Below are 21,468 nucleotides of genomic sequence, written 5' to 3' on the forward strand. Positions count from 1 at the left end.
TCCAGACAAGGATGCACCGCATGACCATTCGCGCTCAATCGCTGGATACGTTGACCTCCCACTCGTCGCGGGACTTCGACCCGCAGGCGCTCGGCCTCGTGCCGATCGTCGTCGAAACGAGCGGCCGTGGCGAACGTTCCTACGACATTTACTCGCGCCTGCTCAAGGAGCGCGTGGTGTTCCTGGTCGGCGAAGTGAACGACCAGACGGCGAACCTCGTGGTCGCCCAGCTGTTGTTCCTCGAAAGCGAAAACCCGGACAAGGACATCAGCCTGTACATCAACAGCCCGGGCGGTTCGGTGTCGGCCGGCATGGCGATTTACGACACGATGCAGTTCATCAAGCCGGACGTTTCGACCCTTTGCATGGGCCTCGCGGCCAGCATGGGCGCGTTCCTGCTGGCGTCGGGCGCCAAGGGCAAGCGTTTCGCGCTGCCGAATTCGCGCGTGATGATTCACCAGCCGCTCGGCGGCGCGCGCGGCCAGGCGTCGGACATCGAAATCCAGGCCCGCGAAATCCTGTACCTGAAGGAGCGCCTGAACCAGTTGCTCGCGCACCATACGGGTCAGCCGGTCGAGCGCATTGCGCGCGATACGGATCGCGACAATTTCATGTCGGGTGACGACGCCCAGGCATACGGCCTCGTCGACCAGGTCCTGCACAAGCGTCCTTAAGCTGCGCAAGCGGTTTTGCGCGTCCGACCCTGCGAAGGGCGGCGCGCAAACAGCGAAAAAGGCAATGTAAAGGAACAGCTCGGCCCCCGTACAAAAGGGGATAGCCGACGCCGCGCAGACCTTGTGAAATAATCGGCAAACGCGCTTCGCGGCCTGCGGCCCCCAACGCCGTCACAGCAAGCGGTTCACGCACCCTCCGGCCTCGCCGGGGGAAACGGCGTATCATGTAACAGAGTGTCCGGAGGCTCATTTATCCATGGCGGACAAGAAAGGTTCTAACAGCGAGAAGCTGTTGTATTGCTCGTTCTGCGGCAAGAGCCAGCATGAGGTGAAAAAGCTCATCGCTGGTCCGTCGGTATTCATCTGCGATGAATGCATCGACTTGTGCAACGAGATCATTCGCGACGAGGCTGCCGGTGCGGGCGTCGACGCGGCGCTGTCGCGCTCGGACCTGCCGAGCCCGCAGGAGATCCGCGACATCCTCGACCAGTACGTGATCGGGCAGGAACGCGCGAAGAAGATTCTCGCGGTGGCGGTGTACAACCACTACAAGCGTCTGAAGCACCTCGACAAGAAGGACGACGTCGAACTCTCCAAGAGCAACATTCTCCTGATCGGGCCCACGGGCTCGGGCAAGACGCTGCTCGCGCAGACGCTCGCGCGCCTTCTGAACGTGCCGTTCGTGATCGCCGACGCCACCACGCTGACCGAAGCCGGTTACGTGGGCGAAGACGTCGAGAACATCATTCAGAAGCTGCTGCAGAACTGCAATTACGAGGTCGACAAGGCCCAGCGCGGCATCGTCTATATCGACGAAATCGACAAGATCAGCCGCAAGTCGGACAACCCGTCGATTACGCGCGATGTTTCCGGCGAGGGCGTGCAGCAGGCGCTGCTCAAGCTCGTCGAGGGCACGATGGCTTCGGTGCCGCCGCAGGGTGGCCGCAAGCATCCGAACCAGGATTTCATCCAGGTCGACACGACCAATATTCTGTTCATTTGCGGCGGGGCGTTCGACGGTCTGGAGAAGGTCATCACCGACCGTACGGAAAAGACCGGCATTGGCTTCGGCGCGAGCGTGAAGAGCAAGCAGGAGCGCGACACTGGCGAAGTGCTGCGCGAAACGGAACCGGAAGACCTGATCAAGTTCGGCCTGATCCCTGAACTGATTGGTCGTCTGCCCGTGGTCGCTACGCTCGGCAAGCTCGACGAAGCCGCGCTGATGAAGATTCTGGTCGAGCCGAAGAATGCGCTCGTCAAGCAGTATCACAAGCTCTTCAACATGGAGCGCGTGGAGCTGGAAATTCGCCCGGCCGCGCTGCAGGCCGTCGCCCGCAAGGCGATCCGCCGCAAGACCGGGGCTCGTGGTTTGCGCTCGATCCTGGAACAGGCATTGCTCGACGTGATGTACGAGTTGCCGGCCATGAAGGGCGTGAGCAAGGTCATCATCGACGACAACGTGATCGACGGCGACGGCAAGCCGCTGTTGATCTACGAAGACGCTCCGAAGGTTGCAGGGTCGAACTGATGGTGGTGATCGGCTAAAGAGTTCCGGAAAAGGGCCGTTCATACAATGGGATGAACGGCTTTTTCGTTTAATCTTGTGGTCGATGGCGCACTATTTTGGAGTCACTGAACTTTTCCCACACGCGCGAGGCTTGCAATCGGTATCTCAGGCCTCAATTACCGAACAATTGATTCCACTCATGGGGAAATGAAATGTCAGGAACCCAACTCCTCCCGCCGGAACGCACCACGCTCCCGCTGCTGCCGCTGCGAGACGTCGTAGTCTTCCCGCATATGGTGATTCCCCTTTTCGTGGGCCGGCCGAAATCGATCAAGGCCCTCGAAGCGGCAATGGAAGGCGGCAAGCACATCATGCTCGTCGCGCAGAAAACCGCCGCGAAGGACGAGCCGACCGAAAAAGACATGTATGAAGTAGGGTGTGTCGCGAACATCCTGCAAATGCTCAAGCTGCCCGACGGCACCGTGAAGGTGCTCGTGGAAGGCCTGCAGCGTGCGAAGACGCTTTCCATCGAAGAACAGGAAACGCAGTTCTCGTGCGAAGTGATGCCGCTCGAACCGGACCACGCCGACAGCGCAGAAACCGAAGCGCTGCGCCGCGCGATCGTCTCGCAGTTCGACCAGTACGTGAAGCTCAACAAGAAGATCCCGCCGGAGATCCTGACGTCGCTGTCGGGCATCGACGAGGCCGGTCGTCTTGCTGACACCATCGCCGCGCACCTGCCGCTCAAGCTCGACCAGAAGCAGCACATCCTCGAGATGTTCCCGGTCGTGGAGCGTCTGGAGCATCTGCTCGCGCAACTCGAAGCCGAAATCGACATTCTCCAGGTGGAGAAGCGCATTCGCGGCCGCGTGAAGCGCCAGATGGAAAAGAGCCAGCGCGAGTACTACCTGAACGAACAGGTCAAGGCTATCCAGAAGGAACTGGGCGAAGGCGAAGAGGGTGCGGATCTCGAAGAACTCGAGAAGCGCATCACGGCTGCGCGCATGCCGAAGGAAGCCAAGAAGAAAGCCGACGCCGAGCTCAAGAAGCTCAAGCTGATGTCGCCGATGTCGGCGGAAGCCACGGTCGTGCGCAACTACATCGACACGCTGATCGGCCTGCCGTGGCGCAAGAAGAGCAAGGTCAACAACGACCTCTCGAACGCCGAAGCCGTGCTCGACGAAGACCACTTCGGTCTCGAGAAGGTGAAGGAACGCATTCTCGAGTATCTCGCAGTGCAACAGCGCGTGGACAAGGTCAAGGCGCCGATCCTGTGCCTCGTCGGGCCTCCGGGTGTCGGCAAGACCTCGCTCGGGCAGTCGATTGCGCGCGCAACGAACCGCAAGTTCGTGCGTATGGCGCTGGGCGGCGTGCGTGACGAAGCCGAGATCCGCGGCCACCGTCGTACGTACATCGGTTCGATGCCGGGCAAGATCCTGCAGAGCCTGACCAAGGTCGGCGTGCGCAATCCGCTCTTCCTGCTCGACGAAGTCGACAAGATGGGCATGGATTTCCGCGGCGATCCGTCGTCGGCCCTGCTCGAAGTGCTCGATCCGGAACAGAACCACACGTTCGCCGACCACTACATCGAAGTCGATTTCGACCTCTCCGATGTGATGTTCGTCGCCACGTCGAACTCGCTGAACATCCCGCCGCCGCTGCTCGACCGGATGGAAGTCATCCGCCTGTCGGGTTACACGGAAGACGAGAAGGTCAGCATCGCCCAGCGTTATCTCCTGCCGAAGCAGAAGAAGAACAATGGGCTTAAGCCGGGCGAGATCGAAGTGACCGAAGGCGCGATCCGCGACATCATTCGCTACTACACGCGTGAAGCGGGCGTGCGTTCGCTCGAGCGCGAAGTGTCGAAGATCTGCCGCAAGGTCGTGAAGATGCTGCTGCTGAAGAAGGCCGACAAGGCCGTCACGGTGGACAGCGCCAACCTCGACACCTTCCTCGGCGTGCGCAAGTACGACTTCGGTCTGGCCGCGAAGGAAAACCAGATCGGTCAGGTCACGGGCCTCGCGTGGACGGAAGTCGGCGGCGATCTGCTGACGATCGAAGCGGCGGTCATGCCCGGCAAGGGCAACGTGATCCGCACGGGTTCGCTCGGCGACGTCATGAAGGAATCGGTCGAAGCGGCACGCTCGGTGGTGCGTTCGCGTTCGCGTCGTCTCGGTATCAAGGACGAAGCGTTCGAGAAGCAGGACATCCACATCCACGTGCCGGAAGGCGCGACGCCGAAGGATGGTCCGTCCGCAGGCGGTGCGATGACGACGGCGCTCGTGTCGGTGCTCACGGGCATTCCGGTGCGTGCTGACGTTGCGATGACGGGCGAGATCACGCTGCGCGGCGAAGTGCTGCCGATCGGCGGGCTGAAGGAGAAACTGCTCGCGGCGCATCGCGGCGGCATCAAGCTCGTGCTGATTCCGGAAGAGAACGTCAAGGATCTGACCGAGATTCCGGACAACGTGAAGAACTCGATCGAGATCGTACCGGTCCGCTGGATCGACAAGGTGCTCGAACTCGCGCTCGAACGTGTGCCGCAGCCGCTGCCGGAAGAGGAAGTGAAGGCCGAGGACGCCAAGGCGCCCGTGGCCGAATCGAAGGATGCCGGCGCGACGGAAGTCGTCAAGCACTAAGCCTTCGGTACACCTTCAGTACGCCTTCAACAAGCCGCGCTCATTCGCGGCGCGTTGGAACCCAAAAAGCCCGCGGCATGGTCCGCGGGCTTTTTATTTGTGTCACGATTTTGACGTTGCGATGACAACGAGCGGCCTTTTCTGCCATTTCCCACTTATTCGAATACTCCCTCGAATCATCCCTCGAATCCCGCGCCGAATCAGGCTCAACCCCGCTTGACACGGCACTATCGGCCCCGTTAAATGAGCGGGCCCCGCGCCATGCGGGGGCCGTCTATCCAATAAGTTGAACTTCTTTCTTACGTTTACCCAAACACATTCTCGGGGGCTGGAATGAATAAAACGGAACTGATTGACCATATCGCACAGCAAGCCGACCTTTCGAAAGCGGCTGCGGGACGCGCACTCGACGCTGTGATCGGCGGCGTCAAAGGGACGCTCAAGAAGGGCGGCTCGGTCACGCTCGTCGGTTTTGGTACGTTCGCCGTCGGCAAGCGTACGGCGCGCACGGGCCGCAATCCGCGTACTGGCGACGCGATCAAGATCAAGGCGGCGAAGGTGCCCAAATTTAGGCCTGGTAAAGCGCTGAAGGATGCGCTAAACTAGCGGGCTCGCTACCTGATGGGTGGCGCAGCAGAAGTCGCAGTACTGGAAGCAGCGCAGGAAAGCATGAAGCTGGGTGCTTAGCTCAGTTGGTAGAGCGGCGCCCTTACAAGGCGTAGGTCGGGAGTTCGAGCCTCTCAGCACCCACCACAGCTTCGGTTCCAGTACGTAGCGCACCCGCACGGAGCGGTAGTTCAGTTGGTTAGAATACCGGCCTGTCACGCCGGGGGTCGCGGGTTCGAGTCCCGTCCGCTCCGCCAAGGATATCTCGACAAGAAGGCGAACTACGGTTCGCCTTTTTTGTTGGCCGCTGTTGTAATATCGGGCGTTCCATTTTTTGGCGCCCTCAACGTCTGGTCACGAATGCTCGACTTTTTCCGCAATCACAAACGCCTGATGATGTTCATGCTGCTCCTGGTCATCCTGCCAGGGCTGGGCTTCGTCGGTATTCAAGGTTTCCGCGGCTTCTTCGATGAAAGCGCAAACGTCGCGAGCGTCAACGGACACAAGATCACGCGTGTCGAATACGACAACGCCGCGCGCCAGCAGCTCGACCAGGCCCGCCAGGTTCTCGGCGCGCAATTCGACGCGAGCATGTTCGACACGCCCCAGCACCGCAAGGACATACTCGACGGTCTGATCCAGCAGCGCGTGCTCGTGGACGAAACCCAGCGACTGCACCTCACCGCCTCGGACGACGCCGTGCGCCGCGCGCTGCTCTCCGACCCGGTGATCTCGTCGCTCAAGAATCCTGACGGTTCGATCAATCTCGACCAGTACAAGCAGCTGCTCGCCATGCAGGGCATGACGCCCGAGCAGTACGACGAGCGCGTGCGCTATAGCCTCTCCATGCAGCAACTGCCGGCGTCGATCATCAGCAGCGCGTTCACGCCGAAGGCGCTTGCGCAGCAGTTGACAGGCCTCTCGGAGCAGCAGCGCGACGTGCAGGGCCTTGCGTTCCACGCGAGCGACTATGCGCCCAAGGTCCAGCCGACCGACGCGCAGCTGCAGGCGTACTACGACGCGAACAAGAACGCATTCGCCACGCCGGCCACGGCGCAGATCCAGTATCTCGTGCTCTCGGCGGCAACGGTTGCCGCCGGCGTGCAGCCGAGCGATGCCGATCTCAAGAAGTACTACGACGACAACATCGCGCACTACCGCACGCAGGAAGAAGTGCGCGCGAGCCACATCCTGATCACGGTGCCGAAGGACGCGAGCGCCGATGTGCGCAACGCCGCGAAGCAAAAGGCCGAATCGATCCTCGCCGAAGTGAAGGCGCATCCGGACCAGTTCGCGCAGATTGCGCAGAAGGAGTCGCAGGATCCGGGTTCGGCCTCGAAGGGCGGCGATCTCGGCTACTTCGGCCCCGGCATGATTGCGGGTGGTCAGGCATTCGACGCCGCGGTCTTCAAGCTCAAGAAGGACGAGATCAGCGACGTGATCCAGTCGGACTTCGGCTACCACATCGTCAAGGTCACGGACGTGAAGCCGGCGGTCACGAAGCCGTTCGACGACGTGAAGGCGCAGATCACGAACGACGTGAAGGCACAGCAAGCCGCGAAGCTGCTTGCCGACGCGACCGATGGCTTCACGTCGGTGGTCTACGAGCAGGCCAAGAGCCTGCAGCCGGCCGCGGACAAGTACAAGCTGACGATCCAGACGGCCACGGTCACGCCGAAGCCGAATGCAGCGCTGCCGCCGGACAGCCCGCTGAACAACCAGAAGTTCCTCGATGCCGTATTCGCGAGCGACTCGGTGAGCCAGCACAACAACACCCAGGCGATCGACGTCGGCAACAGCACGCTGATCTCGGCGCACGTGACGAACTATCAGCCGGCCGCCGTGCCCGCGTTCGCCGCCGTCAAGGATGCCGTGCGCCAGAAGGTGGTCGCGCAGCAGGCTGCCGACATGGCGCGCAAGGACGGCGAGGCCAAGCTCGCGGAACTCGAGAAGTCGAAGTCGACCGATGGTTTCTCGTCGGCGCTCAAGGTGTCGCGCAACGACGCCCAGGGCCTGCCGCCCAGCGCGCTTTCCGCCGTCTTCAAGGCCGATTCGCAGAAGCTGCCCGCTTACGTGGGCGTGGACCTCGGCAACGACGGCTATGCGATCTATCGCGTGAACAGCGTGACCAACGGTCCGGCCGCAGAAGGCCCGCGTCTGGCTGCCGCGCAGCAGCAGCTGGCCCAGGTGGACGGCCAGTCGCAGGTGCAGGCGTACCTCGACGCGCTGCGCGAGCGCTCGAAGGTGAAGCTCTACGGCTCGCTCAGCGCAGCCGGCCAGTCGGGCGACGGTGACGGCGGCCAGTAAGCGACCCGCATCAGCCTGCCGGTGTCCAGAGCCGGCACAAAAAAAGCCCCGCGAAACATCGCGGGGCTTTTTGCTTTCTGGCGAGCGCGAAATCAGAGGCAGGCGCTGATGTCGCTGGTGGCGTCTCCACCCGCGCCGCCGCCGGAGCGGAAGCCGACCCACGTCTTCGCGCTGGCGCTCCACGCTGGGCGCACCGTCGCCGCTGCGCCGTTAGGCGGTTGCTGGCCAGGGACGTAGACGTCGACAGCCTGGCCGTTCGCGAGCACGGACTGCGAGACGACTTGCTGCTGCGACTTGTCTGCCCATTTTTGAGCGATGCATTGCGCAACCGTTGCAGGCGGTTGCTGGCTCGTGCCGACGGACTGCGCTCCGCTCGGCATTGGCTGATTGGCGCAGGCAGCAAGTGCTGCCGTAACGACAATGAGAGGTAAATATTTCACGCTTCTTCCCTCCAGTCAGGGTCGGTCGGATTCAGACAGCGAAGCTTCTCGGGCTCGCGTGTCTGACGCAAAGGTGGCCAAAGGCGAGACGCGGTTGCCCGCCGTCACGCCGCTTCGGAGGCTCGAGCCGCTTGAATGCGCCGGCGGCGGGGGCTAAGAAAGGGCGCCTGGTGAGGACGCCCGCTCGTATGCCCGGTTACCGCCTCAGCGCCGCACGCGGTTGCCGAGCAGCGGCTTGAGCGTTGGCCACACGTTGTCGAGGAGCAATGGCTGTGCCTGCTGGGTGGGATGGATCTGGTCGGCCTGGAAGAGTTCGGGCTTGTCGGCGAGACCGGCGAGCAAAAAGGGCACGAGCGGCACGTTCAGTTCCTTCGCAAGCCGCTCGTAGATGGCGTGGAAGTCCCGCGTGTAATCGGCCCCGTAGTTGGGGGGCACGTACATGCCGATGAGTACGGGTTTCGCGCCGCCCTTGCGGATCTGCGCGACGATGGCGCGCAGATTGCTGTCCGTTGTCGTGAGCGGCACGCCGCGCAGTGCGTCGTTCGCGCCCAGTTCGATGATTACGATCGAGGGTTGCATGCGCTGCATGACGAGCGGCAGGCGCGTGAGTCCACCGCTGGTCGTGTCTCCGCTGATGCTCGCATTCGCAACGTTATAATCGATCCGCTCGCTGGCGAGCCGCTGGCGCAGCAGGGCCACCCAGCCCGTATCGCGCGGCAGGCCGTATTCGGCGGAAAGGCTGTCGCCGAGCACGACGATCTTCGGTTTTGCCGTGGCGGCGGGGTTCGTCGCCGCGTTGGCTGTGGGAACTGGCGTGGCCGCGAGAGCGGTGCCGGTGCCACATAAGGTGCCAAGCAAGGCAGCAGCCGTTAAGGTGGCGATGGAGGCAAACGCGCTGAAGCGGGACCAAGCGCGGGAAAGGGTGGCGCGCCGCGCGGCGCGCTTCTGGTTCACGGCTAACCTGTGCGTCATCATGTGCGAATGAATAGCGATCCAGTCATCGAAGTACGGGGTTTGAGCAAGCGGGTCACCGACGCCACCGGCGAGCTGACGATCCTCGACGGCATCGACCTCACCGTGCAGGCGGGCGGGAGCGTGGCGATCGTCGGCGCTTCCGGCTCCGGCAAGTCGACGCTGCTCGGCCTGCTGGCCGGCCTCGACAGCGCGAGCGCGGGTTCGGTGCGCCTGCTAGGCCATGAGCTTACCGGTATGGCCGAAGACCAGCGCGCCGCGCTGCGCAATGGCTCGGTGGGCTTCGTGTTCCAGTCGTTCCAGTTGATGCCGCATCTGACCGCATTGGAGAACGTCGCGCTGCCGCTCGAACTGCAGGGCGGGATGTCGACGCGTGATGCTTTCGCCCGCGCCCGCACGCTGCTCGAGCGCGTGGGTCTTGCCGAGCGCACGGGCCACTACCCGAAGCTGCTCTCGGGCGGCGAGCAGCAGCGCGTGGCCCTCGCCCGCGCGTTCGTGACGCGCCCCGCCGTGCTGTTCGCCGACGAGCCCACCGGCAGCCTCGACGCTGCCACCGGCCACGCCGTCATCGACTTGATGTTCGAACTGAATCGCGCCAACGGAGCGACGCTCGTGCTCGTCACCCACGACGTCGATCTCGCGCAGCGTTGCGACGCCATCATCACGATCGAAGCGGGCCGCCGCGTGCCCAATGCGCCGCATGGCGCGGCAGCCTCGCGCAACGCGAGCAATGTCGAGGCCGGGCGCTAGCGACTGACCGGCGAACGGCGTGCGCAGTGCATGCGCACGCCAGTTCCGCCCCAGTTAACGCTTGAGCGCCGCACGGGCGCGCGCGATCAGCGCGGCGGTGGACGAATCGTGCGGCTTCACATCGGCGCTCGCCGCGTTCAAGTCGGCTTCGACCACCTTGCCGAGGATCTTGCCGAGTTCCACGCCCCACTGGTCGAACGGATTGATGTCCCACACGGAAGCCTGCACGAGCACCTTGTGCTCATAGAGCGCGATGAGCGCGCCGAGCGAGCGGGCCGTGAGCGCATCGACGAGCAGCGTCGTGGTCGGGCGGTTGCCGGGGAACATGATGTGCGGCACGAGTTCGGGCTTGTCCGGGCCGGCAATCTTCTTCGCCTCTTCCTCGGTGCGGCCAAGCATCATCGCCTCGCTCTGCGCAAAGCAGTTCGCGAGCAGCTTCGGGTGATGGTCGGCCAGCGGATGCTCGGGCGTGAGCACGGCGATGAAGTCGATCGGCACGATCGTCGTGCCCTGGTGCAGCATCTGGAAGAACGCGTGCTGGCCGTTCGTGCCGGGCTCGCCCCAGGTGATTGCCGAGGTCGCGTAATCGACGAACTTGCCGTCGAGGCGCGCGGACTTGCCGTTGCTCTCCATTTCGAGTTGCTGGAGATACGAAGGCAGGAAGTGCAGCGCTTCGGAGTAGGGCGCAACGAGATAGCTCTGCGAGCCGAAAAAGTTGCGATACCAGATGCCGATCATGCCGAGCAGCACGGGCAGGTTCTTTTCCAGCGGTGCTTCGCGGAAGTGCTTGTCCATGTCGTGCGCGCCGGCGAGCAGTTCGTCGAACTGCTGCGGTCCGATGGCGATCATGATCGAGAGGCCCACCGCCGACCACAACGAATAGCGGCCGCCCACCCAGTCCCACATCTCGAACACGTTTTCTTTGGCGATACCGAACTTCACGACTTCGGCCGGATTGGCCGAGACGCCCACGAAGTGCTTCGCGAGTTCGCCTTGCGGGCAGCCGTGCTTGACGAACCAGTCGCGCATCGACAGCGCGTTGGTCATGGTTTCGAGCGTCGTGAAGGTCTTCGAAACGATGATCGCCAGCGTCTCTTCCGGATCGATGTTTTCGATCGTGCGCCACAGGTCCGCGCCGTCGACGTTCGAGACGAAGTGCGAGGTGATCTCGGGCAGTTCGAGATGCTGTAGCGCGTGCACGACCATCTTCGGCCCGAGGTCCGAGCCGCCGATGCCGATATTCACGACATGGCGGATGCGCTTGCCCGTGTAGCCGGTCCATGCGCCGCTGCGCACGGCGTCGGCGAACTTAGCCATCTTCGCGCGCTCGGCTGCGATCTGGGCGTGGAACGGGGCGTCGGCTTCGGTCGCGCGCAAGGCGGTGTGCAGCGCCGCGCGGCCTTCAGTCGGGTTGACGACTTCGCCCTTGAACATCGCATCGCGGCGCGCTTCCACGCCGGCTTCGCGAGCAAGCTGCACGAGCAGCTTGAGCGTGGCGTCGGTGATGCGGTTCTTCGAGAAGTCGGCGCCGAGACCGGCACCTGCGAACGTGAAGCGTTCGGCGCGCGTCGGCGCAGGGTCGTTGGCGGGAGCGAACCAGTCGCGCAGCTTTTCGTCGCGGATCTGTTCGTAATGCGTCTGTAGCGCGGACCAGGCGGGGAGCGGATTCGTCATGTTCGTCCAGCGAGGGATCACGAATGGAGGGCGGCAGGTGCGGTTCGCCGGTCTGGCCGAACACGCGCTTCGCGCGCCGCGGGGAAGCACGGGCCGCCTCGGGTGGAAGACGGCGTGCGGAGGATCAGTATAGCGGCCTCGCGCGACACTGCGCAGCGTTGTGGCGCTTGCGGCGGGAATGCGCGCGAGAGGTGAGCAAACATCGTTGTGAAGCAAGCTGCATGCCGCGCGAGCGAGACCCCTGGCGCGGCCGAGGCGCCTCAGGCTGCGTAGTCCGGCGCGTAAAAGAGGCGGTTCATGAGCTTGCGCACCACTGGCGCGAGTTCGCCGGCCGTGAGGCCTGCGGGGCCGTCGCCTTGCGCGCACAGCGTGTCGGCGGCGAGGCCGTGCAGGTAGACGCCCGCGAGCGCCGCTTCATAGGGCGGCAGGCGCTGGGCCAGCAGCGCGCCGATCATGCCGCCGAGCACGTCGCCGGTGCCGCCCGTGGCGAGGCCCGCGTTGCCGGTGGGATTGACGGCGACGCGGCCGTCGGGCGCGGCGATCACGGTGCCGCTGCCCTTGAGCACGACAACAGCCGCATAGCGGGCGGCAAGCGTTCGCGCTGCGGCGAGGCGGTCGCGCTGCACCGCGGCGGTGTCGCAGCCCAGGAGGCGCGCCGCTTCGAGCGGATGCGGCGTGAGCACGCAAGGCGTCCCGCGCGAGGCGGCTGACTGCGCGACGTGCGCAGCGAGCGCCTCGTCGCGCGCGACGAGATTGAGCGCATCGGCATCGAGGAGCACGGCGGCGTGAAGGCGCAGGATGGCGTCCACGAGCTGGCGCGCCGACGCGCTGCCGCCCATGCCGCAGCCCACTGCGACGGCGTCCATCGCGCCGAGCTCGAGTTTGGCCGCCGCGTGCAGCATGAGTTCGGGGTGCGGGGCGTCGTAGGGCGGCGCGTCGCTGCCGAGAAAGCCCACGTGAACCTTCCCCGAGCCGGTGAGGAGCGCCGCGCGCGCCGCGAGAATCGGGGCGCCGCACATGCCCGTATCACCGCCCACGACGGCGAGCGTGCCGAACGTACCCTTGTGGGTGGCGAAGGCGCGTGCCGGCAGCGCGGCGGCGAAAAGCTCGGGCGCGTTCAGGCGCACGGCGCCCGGCGTGCCTTCGGCGTCGATGCCGATCGGCGCGACCGCGACTGCGCCCGCGTAGTCGCGCCCAACGCCCGTGTACAGGCCGGGCTTGGCGGCAATGAAGGTCACGGTATGGGTCGCGCGCACCGCCGGGCCGCTGCCGACCACGTTGCCGGTGTCGCTGTCGAGGCCGCTCGGCACGTCGAGCGCGAGCACGTGGCCATGGCTGCGCGCGCGTGCCGAGAGAGCTTCGGCGAGTTCGGCGAACACGCCTTCGAGCCCCCGCGCGAGACCGATTCCGAACATCCCGTCGACGAGCCAGCCGTACGCGTCGAACGATGCGGGTACGGTCGCGGCGATGGGCACGCCCGCCGCGCGCGCCTCGGCTAGCGCCCAGCGCGCGTCGTCGGGCTTGACCTCGACTGGCATGCAGACTTCCACTGCGACACCCGCGCGATGCAGTTCGGTGGCGACGACGAGCGCGTCGCCGCCATTGTTGCCGGGCCCGGCGGCGAACCAGACCGGCTTGTCGCTCGCGGACGAGGGCGCGTGCGCGAGTTGCTCGCTCAGAAAATGCGCCGCAGCGGCGCCTGCGCGAGCCATCAGCGCGTGAGCGGGCAGCGCCGACTGCGCAGCGACCTCGGCCTCGCGCAGCTGTTCGACGGTGAGCAGCGGGATTGCACGATCGTGCGGGTAGACGAGCACCGGTTGCCCGGCGCCAGAGGAGTGTGGAGCGTGCGTCATGACGATGCGGTCCTGGGAGGCGACATCGCAACGATACCCGAGCAAGCGCTCAGACGGCACGCGCAGGCAGCGCGGTGGGCCGGCACGGCGGCGCAGCAATGCCGCACACGCGCCTGCCGCTCATGCTCAATCGCGGCCCGGCGAGAGCGCCTTGACGGTATCGGCCGGCAGGTCCGGCGTCTGGCTCGAGATCTGCTGGGCGATGAGACGCGCGGAGCCGAGCGAAAGCGCCCAGCCCGCCGGCCCGTGGCCCGCGTTGACGAAGAGGCGCGGATGGCTCACGTTGCCGACCGCCGGCAGGCCGTCGGCCGAAAGCAGCTTCATGCCCTCCCACGCAAGCGCGGCCGAAATGCGCGCGGCGCCCGGCGCCCAGTCGCGCGACGCCTCGCCCAGCAGCGCGAGGGCGTCTTCGGTGAGCGCTTCGGGCAGCGCGTCATCGACTTCCTGCGCGCGCAACAGCACGGCGGCGCCCGATATGCGCAGCCGGTGATTCATGCGCGCGATGGCGATGCGCTTGCCCGCGTCGACGATCGTGGTGTGCGGCACGCATTCCTCATGCGCCACCGGCGAATTGAGCGTGTGCATGCGCAGCGGATAAAACGGCATCTTGAGGCCGAGCGGCGCGAGGAGGTGCGGCGTTTGCGCGCCCGCGGCGACCACGACGGCATCGCCCGAGATCACCTCGACGTCGCGCGAGCGGCCCGCTTCGTGTGCGGGCGGCGCGAGTTCCACGGCCGCGCGCCGGTCTTCCAGGCGGATCGCATTGACTTCGCGGCTCATCTCGAACTGCACGCCGCCCTGGGCGTCGAGCACCTGCTTGAGCAGCTTCACGAAGAGCGGGCAGTTGGCTACCCGGCCGGTCTCGAAGTGCACGCCGCCCGCAAACGGCGGATCGGCTGGGATGGCATGGTCGAAAGCCACGCATTCCGCGGGCGACAGCGCGTGGTGCGGCGTCTCGAAGCGGCGCAGCAGCTCGAGGGCCGGTTGCGTGAGCGACCATTCGTCGTTGCCGCGTACGAGGTAGAGCAGGCCGTCGCGCTGCTCGTAGTCGAGCTGGAAGCGCGCGTCGATGTCGGCGAGCGCCGCTTGCGCCGAATCGATGAGCGGGCGCAGGAGCGCATAGCGTTCTGCGAACGCCTCGGAACCGTGCAGCGTGGCGAGGCGTTTGACGAAACCGTGTGCCTGGCCGCGCCAACCCGTCTTGCTGATCACGCCGCCGGACGATTGGCGGCCGTTGCGCAGGAACGTGGGGCCGAACCAGACGTCGAGCGGCGTGGGCAGCGCAATGCCGCTATGGCCGTAGGTCGCGCCTTGCGCAACGGTGGCGTGGCGTTCGATTACGCAGACGCGATGCCCGGCCGCGCGCAGCTGCCAGGCGGTAGCGATGCCGGCGATTCCGCCGCCGATGACGATGACATCCATGACGATACGATCTGCAGGCAGGCGGCGCTCGCTCGGGTGAGGGCGTCCTGCCGAAGGTGGGGCGTGCGGCGCGCCGAAGCGATGCCCAGGTGCGCCGATCAGACGAAACGCGCAATCATAGCAGCGAAAGCGTGCGCATCGCCATGCGCGAGGCCGGCTTGCCACACGCGTGTCGCACGGCCACCGGGGCGGTCAGGACAGGCCTTCCGGGTTATAATCGCGGTCTCCCTTCGCCTGACCGTCGCCATCCCCCGCGCGACGCATCGCCACCTTGCGACGTGTTTCGCGCGAGGCGAAGCCGCGACGCAACTCTGACGCAACCTCGACGCAACGCCCCAGTCCATGGCCCACTTCTCGTGTTTCCCCGGCGCTTCGGCCCTTTCCGACTTCCGTCAGACCCGCCTGCTCGAGACGCTTCAGCGTATCGACGCCAACATCGTCGGCGTGCACGGCCAGTATCTGCATTTCGTCAATTCGGCCGAGCCGCTCACTGCTGACGACAGCGCGAAGATCGAAGCGCTGATGCACTACGGCGCGCCGTTCGCGGCCCCGCAGGAGCGCGGCAGCGCGCTCACGTTCCTCGTCGTGCCGCGCTTCGGCACGGTGTCGCCGTGGGCGAGCAAGGCCACGGACATCGCGCACCATTGCGGCCTCGAGCAGGTGCGCCGCATCGAGCGCGGCGTCGAATACACCGTGGTGCTCAAGTCGGGCCTGCTCGGCGGCAAGAAGACGCTTTCGGAAGAGGCGCACGCCGCTGTCGCCGCGGCGCTGCACGACCGCATGACGGAAAGCGTGGCGCCTTCGCGCGACGCGGCACTGCATCTGTTCGACGAACTGCCGGCCCGGCCGATGCAGACGGTGGACGTGCTCGGCCACGGCCGTGCGGCGCTGGAAACGGCCAACGGCGAACTGGGCCTCGCGCTCGCCGACGATGAAATCGACTATCTCGTCGACAACTTCAAGAAGCTCGAACGCAACCCGACCGACGTCGAGTTGATGATGTTCGCGCAGGCCAACAGCGAGCACTGCCGCCACAAGATCTTCAACGCGAGCTGGACGATCGACGGCCAGGATCAGGATATGTCGCTTTTCGCGATGATCCGCAACACCGAGAAGATCAGCCCGCAGGGCACGATCGTCGCGTACTCGGACAACTCGTCGATCATGGAAGGCGCGGTCGCGGAGCGCTGGTTCCCGCGCAAGAACAACGCCGACGGCACGCCTGGCGAGCAATATGGCCGCCACACCGAACTCACGCACACGCTGATGAAGGTGGAGACGCACAACCACCCCACGGCGATCTCGCCGTTCGCGGGCGCGGCAACGGGCTCGGGCGGCGAAATCCGCGACGAAGGCGCGACGGGCCGCGGCGCGCGTCCGAAGGCCGGTCTCACGGGCTTCACGGTTTCGAACCTCGATCTGCCTGACGCGCGCGAAACATGGGAAGACGCCCGCGACGCGGCCGTGCCGCTCGCGCTGCGCAATCCCGCCGATACGCAGGGCGCCTATGGCCGCCCGGACCGCATCGCTTCGCCGCTGCAGATCATGATCGACGGCCCGCTCGGCGGCGCCGCGTTTAACAACGAATTCGGCCGCCCGAACCTCGGCGGCTATTTCCGCACCTACGAGCAGAATGTTGCGGGCACCGTGCGCGGCTATCACAAGCCGATCATGATCGCGGGCGGCCTCGGTAACATCAGCGCGCAGCACACGCACAAGCACGACCTGCCTGCCGGCACGCTGCTGATCCAGATCGGCGGCCCGGGCATGCGCATCGGCATGGGCGGCGGCGCGGCCAGCTCGATGGCGACGGGCACCAACACGGCCGAACTCGATTTCGACTCGGTTCAGCGCGGCAACCCGGAAATCGAGCGTCGCGCGCAGGAAGTCATCAATTCGTGCTGGCAGCTGGGCGAGCGCAACCCGATCCTGAGCATTCACGACGTCGGCGCGGGCGGTCTTTCCAACGCGTTCCCGGAACTCGTCGACGGCGCGGACAAGGGCGCGCGCTTCGAGTTGCGCGAGGTGCAGCTCGAAGAGTCGGGCCTTTCGCCGCGCGAAATCTGGTCGAACGAGTCGCAGGAACGCTACGTTCTCGCGATCGCGCCCGCCGATCTGGCCGAATTCCAGGCGATCTGCGAGCGTGAGCGCTGCCCGTTCGCTGTCGTGGGCGTCGCAACCGACGCGCGCGACCTGAAGCTCATCGACACCGACGAGCAGGCGCTCGCGGCCAACGGCGGCCACCAGCCCGTCGACATGCCGATGGACATCCTGCTCGGCAAGCCGCCGCGCATGCACCGCGACGTCGCGCACGCGAGCGTGCCGCTCGCGCCGGTCGAAGTCACGGGCGTCTCGCTCGACGAAGTCGCGAAGAGCGTCCTGCGCCACCCGACCGTGGGCAGCAAGTCCTTCCTCATCACCATCGGCGACCGCTCGGTGGGCGGCACGACGGTGCGCGACCAGATGGTCGGCCCGTGGCAGGTGCCGGTGGCCGACTGCGCGATCACCGCGCTCGACTACGCCGGCTACAAGGGCGAAGCGATGACGATGGCCGAGCGCACGCCGCTCGCCGTGATCGATGCGCCCGCATCGGGCCGCATGGCCGTGGGCGAGGCGATTACCAACATTGCGAGCGCACCGATTCTGTCGCTCGACAAGCTCAAGCTCTCCGCGAACTGGATGGCCGCGTGCGGCGCACCGGGCGAGGACGCCGCGCTGTACGACACCGTGAAGGCGATCGGCATGGAGCTGTGCCCGGCGCTTGGCATCGGCATTCCGGTGGGCAAGGATTCGCTCTCCATGCGCACGAAGTGGAACGAGGAAGGCGTGGCGAAGGAAGTGGTCGCGCCGGTTTCGCTCATCATCTCGGCGTTCGCGCCGGTCGACGACGTGCGCCGCCACCTCACGCCGCAACTGCGCCGCGTCGACGAAGTGGGCGAGTCGGTGCTGATCGCGATCGATCTGGGCCGCGGCAAGAACCGCATGGGCGGCAGCATCTTCGCGCAGGTCACGCAGCAGGTCGGTGACGCAGTGCCCGACGTCGACAGCGCCGAAGACCTCAAGCAGTTCTTCACGGCCATCCAGCAACTGAACGCGAACGAGCAACTGCTCGCGTACCACGACCGCTCGGACGGCGGCCTGTGGGCGACGGTCTGCGAAATGGCTTTCGCGGGTCATACGGGCGTGTCGCTGAACGTGGACATGCTCACGCTCGACAACGAGCACGAGTCCGATTACGGCGACGCCAAGGACTGGGCGAAGCAAACGAGCGGCCGCCGCGAAGACCGCACGCTGCGCGCGCTCTTCTCCGAAGAGTTGGGCGCCGTGATCCAGGTGCCGGCACAGCAGCGCGACGTCGTGATGGGCGTGCTGCGTCAGCATGACCTCTCGGCGTGCTCGCACGTGATCGGCACGCTGAACAATCGCGACTCGATCGAAATCTACCGTGACGCGAAGCGCATCTACGAAGCGCCGCGTGCGGAACTGCAACGCGTGTGGGGCGAAGTGAGCTGGCGTATTGCGCGTCTGCGCGACAACCCTGCGTGCGCCGATTCCGAATACGACGCGCTGCTCGACGCCGCCGATCCGGGCATGCAGCCGCATCTCACGTTCGATCCGGCCGAGGACATTGCCGCGCCGTTCATCGGCAAGGGCGCGCGTCCGCGTGTGGCGATCCTGCGCGAACAGGGCGTGAACTCGCACCTCGAAACCGCGTACGCGTTCGATCGCGCCGGCTTCGACGCGCACGACGTGCACATGAGCGACCTGCTCGAAGGCCGTGCCACGCTCGCCGACTTCGCGGGCGCGGTCGCCTGCGGCGGCTTCTCGTACGGCGACGTGCTGGGCGCGGGCGAAGGCTGGGCCAAGACGATCCGCTTCAACGCGAAGCTCGCGGACATGTTCGCGGCGTTCTTCGCGCGCCAGGACACGTTTGCGCTCGGCATCTGCAACGGCTGCCAGATGATGTCGAGCCTCGCCTCGATGATCCCGGGCGCCGAAGCCTGGCCGAAGTTCACGCGCAACAAGTCGGAGCAGTTCGAAGCGCGCTTCTCGCTGGTGGAAGTGCAGGGCTCGCCGTCGATCTTCTTCAACGGCATGGAAGGCTCGCGCATTCCGGTGGCGGTCGCGCACGGCGAAGGTTTCGCGGACTTCTCGCAGCAGGGCGACATCTCGAAGGTCGCGGTGGCGATGCGCTACGTCGACCATCGCGCCCAGGCGACCGAGGCCTACCCGTTCAATCCGAACGGCTCGCCGCAAGGGATCACGTCGGTCACGACGCCCGACGGCCGCTTCACTGTGCTCATGCCGCACACCGAGCGCGTGCAGCGCACCGTCACGATGAGCTGGCACCCCGAAGCCTGGGGCGAGGCGAGCCCGTGGATGCGTGCGTTCCAGAACGCGCGCAAGTGGGTGGGCTAACGAGCCTCGCGAACCACGCGGACGTTTGACGCCACCGCACGCCAGGGGCAACTCGCCCTGGCGGAAAACCCCGGCCATGCCTCGATTGCGAGTGCGGGCCGGGGTTTTTGCCTTTTGGCGCTGGCCGAAAACGCCTTGCGGCGAATAGCGGCGTTAATCACCGCATTTTTTGCGGCGATTAACTTGTGCATGCGGCGAATACGTCCCATAATCGCCGCATGAATGGCGGCGAATACACCTACATCTGGGAGGCGGGCGACTGGCCTCAATGGCGCTTCGATCTGGCAGCGCTTGCCGAGCCCATGGCCGAGGTCAGCCGCGCCCAGGGCTTGCTGGTGGGCAGGCTGGCCGATGTCGGCCTCGCGCTGCGCGACCAGGCGAGCCTCGCGGCCCTGACGGAGGACGTGCTCAAGACCAGCGAGATCGAGGGCGAGCAACTCGACGTCGCCTCCGTGCGTTCGTCCATCGCGCGTCGCATGGGCGTGGACATCGGGGCGCTCGCGCCGGTGGACCGCCACGTGGAAGGCGTGGTGGAGATGGTGCTCGACGCGACCACCAACAGCCGCGCGCCGGTCACGCGTGAGCGCCTGTTCGGCTGGCATGCCGCGCTATTCCCTACGGGCTACGCGGGCCTGTCGCGGATCAACGTCGGAGCATGGCGCGACGATGCAAGCGGGCCCATGCAGGTGATCTCCGGGCCGATCGGCCGTCAACGCGTGCATTTCGAGGCGCCCCCCGCGAACCGGCTGGAAGCCCAAACGCGGCGCTTTCTCGACTGGCTCAACGGCCCGGCGCAAGAGCCGCCGCTGATCAAGGCGGCCCTCGGCCACTTGTGGTTCGTCACGCTGCACCCGTTCGACGACGGCAATGGCCGCGTCGCAAGAGCCATCGGCGACTTGCTGCTCGCGCGCGCAGACGGCAGTGCGCAGCGCTTTTACAGCCTTTCCGCGCAGATCCAGCGGGAGCGCAAAGGGTATTACGACATTCTGGAGCGCACGCAGCGAGGCTCGATGGATGTCACGCCGTGGCTCGCGTGGTTCTTCGACGCGCTGCATCGCGCGGTCGATCAGGCGCAAATCACGCTGGACGCGGTGCTCGGCAAGGCGCGCTTCTGGCGCGAGTGGGCCACGACGCCGTTCAACGAGCGCCAGGTCAAGCTCCTCAATCGCTTGCTCGATGGCTTCGACGGCAAGCTCACGAGCGGCAAGTGGGCGGCCATTGCCAAATGCTCCTCCGACACGGCGTTACGCGACATCAACGATCTGGTGGCGCGTGGCGTGCTGCGCAAGGCGGAGGGTGGCGGGCGCAGCACGAGCTACGAACTCAACGCGTAGCCGCAAACAAAAACCCCGCGCCTTTGCAGGTCGCGGGGTTTTTTGCAGCACCTAAAGCGGCAAATGCGCCGCCATGCAGCCTTACTGAATCTTCGCTTGCTTGCGCAGATTCTCTTCGAACGCTTGCAGCTTTTCCTGCTGGAGCTGCTGGACGATCTGCGGGCGCACCTGCTCGAGCGGCGGCGGCGTGACCGGGCGGATGTCGTCCACGCGGATGATGTGCCAGCCGAACTGCGTGTGCACCGGCGTATCGGTCATCTGGCCTTTCTGCAGGTGCGTGGCCGCAGCCGCGAATTCCGGCACGTACGCCTTCGGATCGGACCAGTCGAGGTCGCCGCCGTTCTTGGCCGAGCCCGGGTCCTTCGAGTACTGCTTCGCGAGGTCTTCGAAGCTGGCGCCGGCCTTGATCTTCGCGATCAGGTCCTTGGCCTGCTGCTCGTTGTCCACGAGGATGTGGTGCAGGTGGTATTCGCTGCCGCCCGCATCCTTCGTCAACTGGTCGTAGCGCGCCTTGACTTCGGCGTCGGTCGGCTGGTTGTTCTTCACGAAGTTCTGAATCAGCGCGCGCAGCACGACGGTCTGCTGGGCCACGGCGATTTGCGCCTTCACGTCCGGGTTGTTCGGAATGCCCTGGCGAATGGCTTCCTGCATGAGGATTTCGCGGTTCACGAGCTCCTCGCGCACCGCCATTTGCAGTTGCGGCGAATCCTGCTGGCCTTGTTGGACAAGCTGCTGGACCAGCGCATCGGCGCGCGCTTTGGGAATCGGCGTGCCGTTCACGACGGCGATGTTCTGCGCAAAGGCGGGAGCCGCCGCGCACGCAGCCAGCAACACCCAGAGATGGGTCTTCTTCAAGGTCATCGGAAAGTCC

13 protein-coding genes, 2 tRNA genes and 1 pseudogene are annotated in these 21,468 nt (G+C 65.6%); 10 read left to right on the top strand and 6 right to left on the bottom strand.

Annotation, left to right across the window (positions count from 1 at the left end; translation table 11 throughout):
• The first annotated feature begins 20 nt into the window (after window positions 1-20).
• The 7 genes and pseudogenes from clpP to E1N52_RS27985 all read left to right on the top strand — a co-directional run bounded on the left by clpP (window position 21) and on the right by E1N52_RS27985 (window position 7,733).
• Window positions 21-674: an ATP-dependent Clp endopeptidase proteolytic subunit ClpP gene (gene clpP / locus E1N52_RS27955; RefSeq protein WP_028206978.1), complete on the top strand. Its 654-nt coding sequence runs from the start codon at window positions 21-23 to the stop codon at window positions 672-674.
• A gap of 256 nt (window positions 675-930) precedes the next feature.
• The gene (gene clpX, locus E1N52_RS27960; protein ID WP_028216418.1) at window positions 931-2,202 is read left to right on the top strand and encodes an ATP-dependent Clp protease ATP-binding subunit ClpX; all 1,272 of its coding nucleotides are present in this window, start codon (window positions 931-933) and stop codon (window positions 2,200-2,202) included.
• Between the two features lie 191 nt (window positions 2,203-2,393).
• A complete protein-coding gene (gene lon / locus E1N52_RS27965) occupies window positions 2,394-4,820 on the top strand; it encodes an endopeptidase La (RefSeq protein WP_069268095.1) in 2,427 nt (808 codons plus the stop codon).
• A 315-nt stretch (window positions 4,821-5,135) separates the two neighbouring features.
• Window positions 5,136-5,426, top strand: a pseudogene (locus E1N52_RS27970) (HU family DNA-binding protein); the annotation flags it as partial.
• A gap of 71 nt (window positions 5,427-5,497) precedes the next feature.
• Window positions 5,498-5,573 (top strand) — tRNA-Val (locus tag E1N52_RS27975).
• A 33-nt stretch (window positions 5,574-5,606) separates the two neighbouring features.
• Window positions 5,607-5,683: transfer RNA gene (locus E1N52_RS27980), tRNA-Asp, on the top strand.
• Between the two features lie 103 nt (window positions 5,684-5,786).
• Window positions 5,787-7,733: a SurA N-terminal domain-containing protein gene (locus E1N52_RS27985; protein WP_133186037.1), complete on the top strand. Its 1,947-nt coding sequence runs from the start codon at window positions 5,787-5,789 to the stop codon at window positions 7,731-7,733.
• Window positions 7,734-7,825: 92 nt separating this feature from the next.
• On the opposite strand, the gene E1N52_RS27990 is transcribed toward E1N52_RS27985, so the two are convergent.
• Together E1N52_RS27990 and E1N52_RS27995 are read right to left on the bottom strand one after the other, a co-directional pair.
• A complete protein-coding gene (locus E1N52_RS27990) occupies window positions 7,826-8,173 on the bottom strand; it encodes a hypothetical protein (protein WP_028206982.1) in 348 nt (115 codons plus the stop codon).
• Between the two features lie 204 nt (window positions 8,174-8,377).
• Window positions 8,378-9,031 (bottom strand): arylesterase, encoded by a 654-nt coding sequence (locus E1N52_RS27995; protein WP_425468145.1) that lies wholly within the window; start codon window positions 9,029-9,031, stop codon window positions 8,378-8,380.
• A 123-nt stretch (window positions 9,032-9,154) separates the two neighbouring features.
• On the opposite strand from E1N52_RS27995, the gene E1N52_RS28000 reads away from it, so the two are divergent.
• Window positions 9,155-9,895 (top strand): ABC transporter ATP-binding protein, encoded by a 741-nt coding sequence (locus tag E1N52_RS28000; RefSeq protein WP_133186038.1) that lies wholly within the window; start codon window positions 9,155-9,157, stop codon window positions 9,893-9,895.
• A 54-nt stretch (window positions 9,896-9,949) separates the two neighbouring features.
• Here the strand turns inward: E1N52_RS28000 and pgi are convergent, their stop codons facing one another.
• The 3 genes from pgi to E1N52_RS28015 form a co-directional block, all read right to left on the bottom strand.
• Window positions 9,950-11,569, bottom strand: coding sequence for a glucose-6-phosphate isomerase (pgi, locus tag E1N52_RS28005; protein ID WP_133186039.1), 1,620 nt, complete (start codon window positions 11,567-11,569; stop codon window positions 9,950-9,952).
• A gap of 260 nt (window positions 11,570-11,829) precedes the next feature.
• Window positions 11,830-13,422: an NAD(P)H-hydrate dehydratase gene (locus tag E1N52_RS28010; protein WP_133186040.1), complete on the bottom strand. Its 1,593-nt coding sequence runs from the start codon at window positions 13,420-13,422 to the stop codon at window positions 11,830-11,832.
• A 126-nt stretch (window positions 13,423-13,548) separates the two neighbouring features.
• The gene (locus E1N52_RS28015) at window positions 13,549-14,844 is read right to left on the bottom strand and encodes an FAD-dependent oxidoreductase (RefSeq protein WP_133186041.1); all 1,296 of its coding nucleotides are present in this window, start codon (window positions 14,842-14,844) and stop codon (window positions 13,549-13,551) included.
• 342 nt (window positions 14,845-15,186) lie between these two features.
• Between E1N52_RS28015 and purL the strand changes: the two genes are divergently transcribed.
• Window positions 15,187-19,263 (top strand): phosphoribosylformylglycinamidine synthase, encoded by a 4,077-nt coding sequence (gene purL / locus E1N52_RS28020; RefSeq protein ID WP_133186042.1) that lies wholly within the window; start codon window positions 15,187-15,189, stop codon window positions 19,261-19,263.
• 218 nt (window positions 19,264-19,481) lie between these two features.
• Window positions 19,482-20,597 (top strand): Fic family protein, encoded by a 1,116-nt coding sequence (locus tag E1N52_RS28025; protein WP_133186043.1) that lies wholly within the window; start codon window positions 19,482-19,484, stop codon window positions 20,595-20,597.
• A gap of 81 nt (window positions 20,598-20,678) precedes the next feature.
• Here the strand turns inward: E1N52_RS28025 and E1N52_RS28030 are convergent, their stop codons facing one another.
• Window positions 20,679-21,458 carry a peptidylprolyl isomerase gene (locus E1N52_RS28030; RefSeq protein WP_133186044.1) on the bottom strand — a complete coding sequence of 260 codons (780 nt, stop codon included), beginning with the start codon at window positions 21,456-21,458 and terminating at the stop codon, window positions 20,679-20,681.
• Window positions 21,459-21,468 lie beyond the last annotated feature (10 nt).

This window comes from Paraburkholderia guartelaensis (assembly GCF_004353905.1).
Classification (GTDB): Bacteria; Pseudomonadota; Gammaproteobacteria; order Burkholderiales; family Burkholderiaceae; genus Paraburkholderia; species Paraburkholderia guartelaensis.

Coding starts and splice junctions, on each gene's coding strand:
- purL (WP_133186042.1), top strand. CDS start 15,187: ATGGCCCACTTCTCGTGTTTCCCCGGCGCTTCGGCCCTTTCCGACTTC.
- E1N52_RS28030 (WP_133186044.1), bottom strand. CDS start 21,458: ATGACCTTGAAGAAGACCCATCTCTGGGTGTTGCTGGCTGCGTGCGCG.
- E1N52_RS28015 (WP_133186041.1), bottom strand. CDS start 14,844: ATGGATGTCATCGTCATCGGCGGCGGAATCGCCGGCATCGCTACCGCC.
- E1N52_RS27985 (WP_133186037.1), top strand. CDS start 5,787: ATGCTCGACTTTTTCCGCAATCACAAACGCCTGATGATGTTCATGCTG.
- clpP (WP_028206978.1), top strand. CDS start 21: ATGACCATTCGCGCTCAATCGCTGGATACGTTGACCTCCCACTCGTCG.
- E1N52_RS28025 (WP_133186043.1), top strand. CDS start 19,482: ATGAATGGCGGCGAATACACCTACATCTGGGAGGCGGGCGACTGGCCT.
- E1N52_RS28000 (WP_133186038.1), top strand. CDS start 9,155: ATGAATAGCGATCCAGTCATCGAAGTACGGGGTTTGAGCAAGCGGGTC.
- pgi (WP_133186039.1), bottom strand. CDS start 11,569: ATGACGAATCCGCTCCCCGCCTGGTCCGCGCTACAGACGCATTACGAA.
- clpX (WP_028216418.1), top strand. CDS start 931: ATGGCGGACAAGAAAGGTTCTAACAGCGAGAAGCTGTTGTATTGCTCG.
- E1N52_RS28010 (WP_133186040.1), bottom strand. CDS start 13,422: ATGACGCACGCTCCACACTCCTCTGGCGCCGGGCAACCGGTGCTCGTC.
- lon (WP_069268095.1), top strand. CDS start 2,394: ATGTCAGGAACCCAACTCCTCCCGCCGGAACGCACCACGCTCCCGCTG.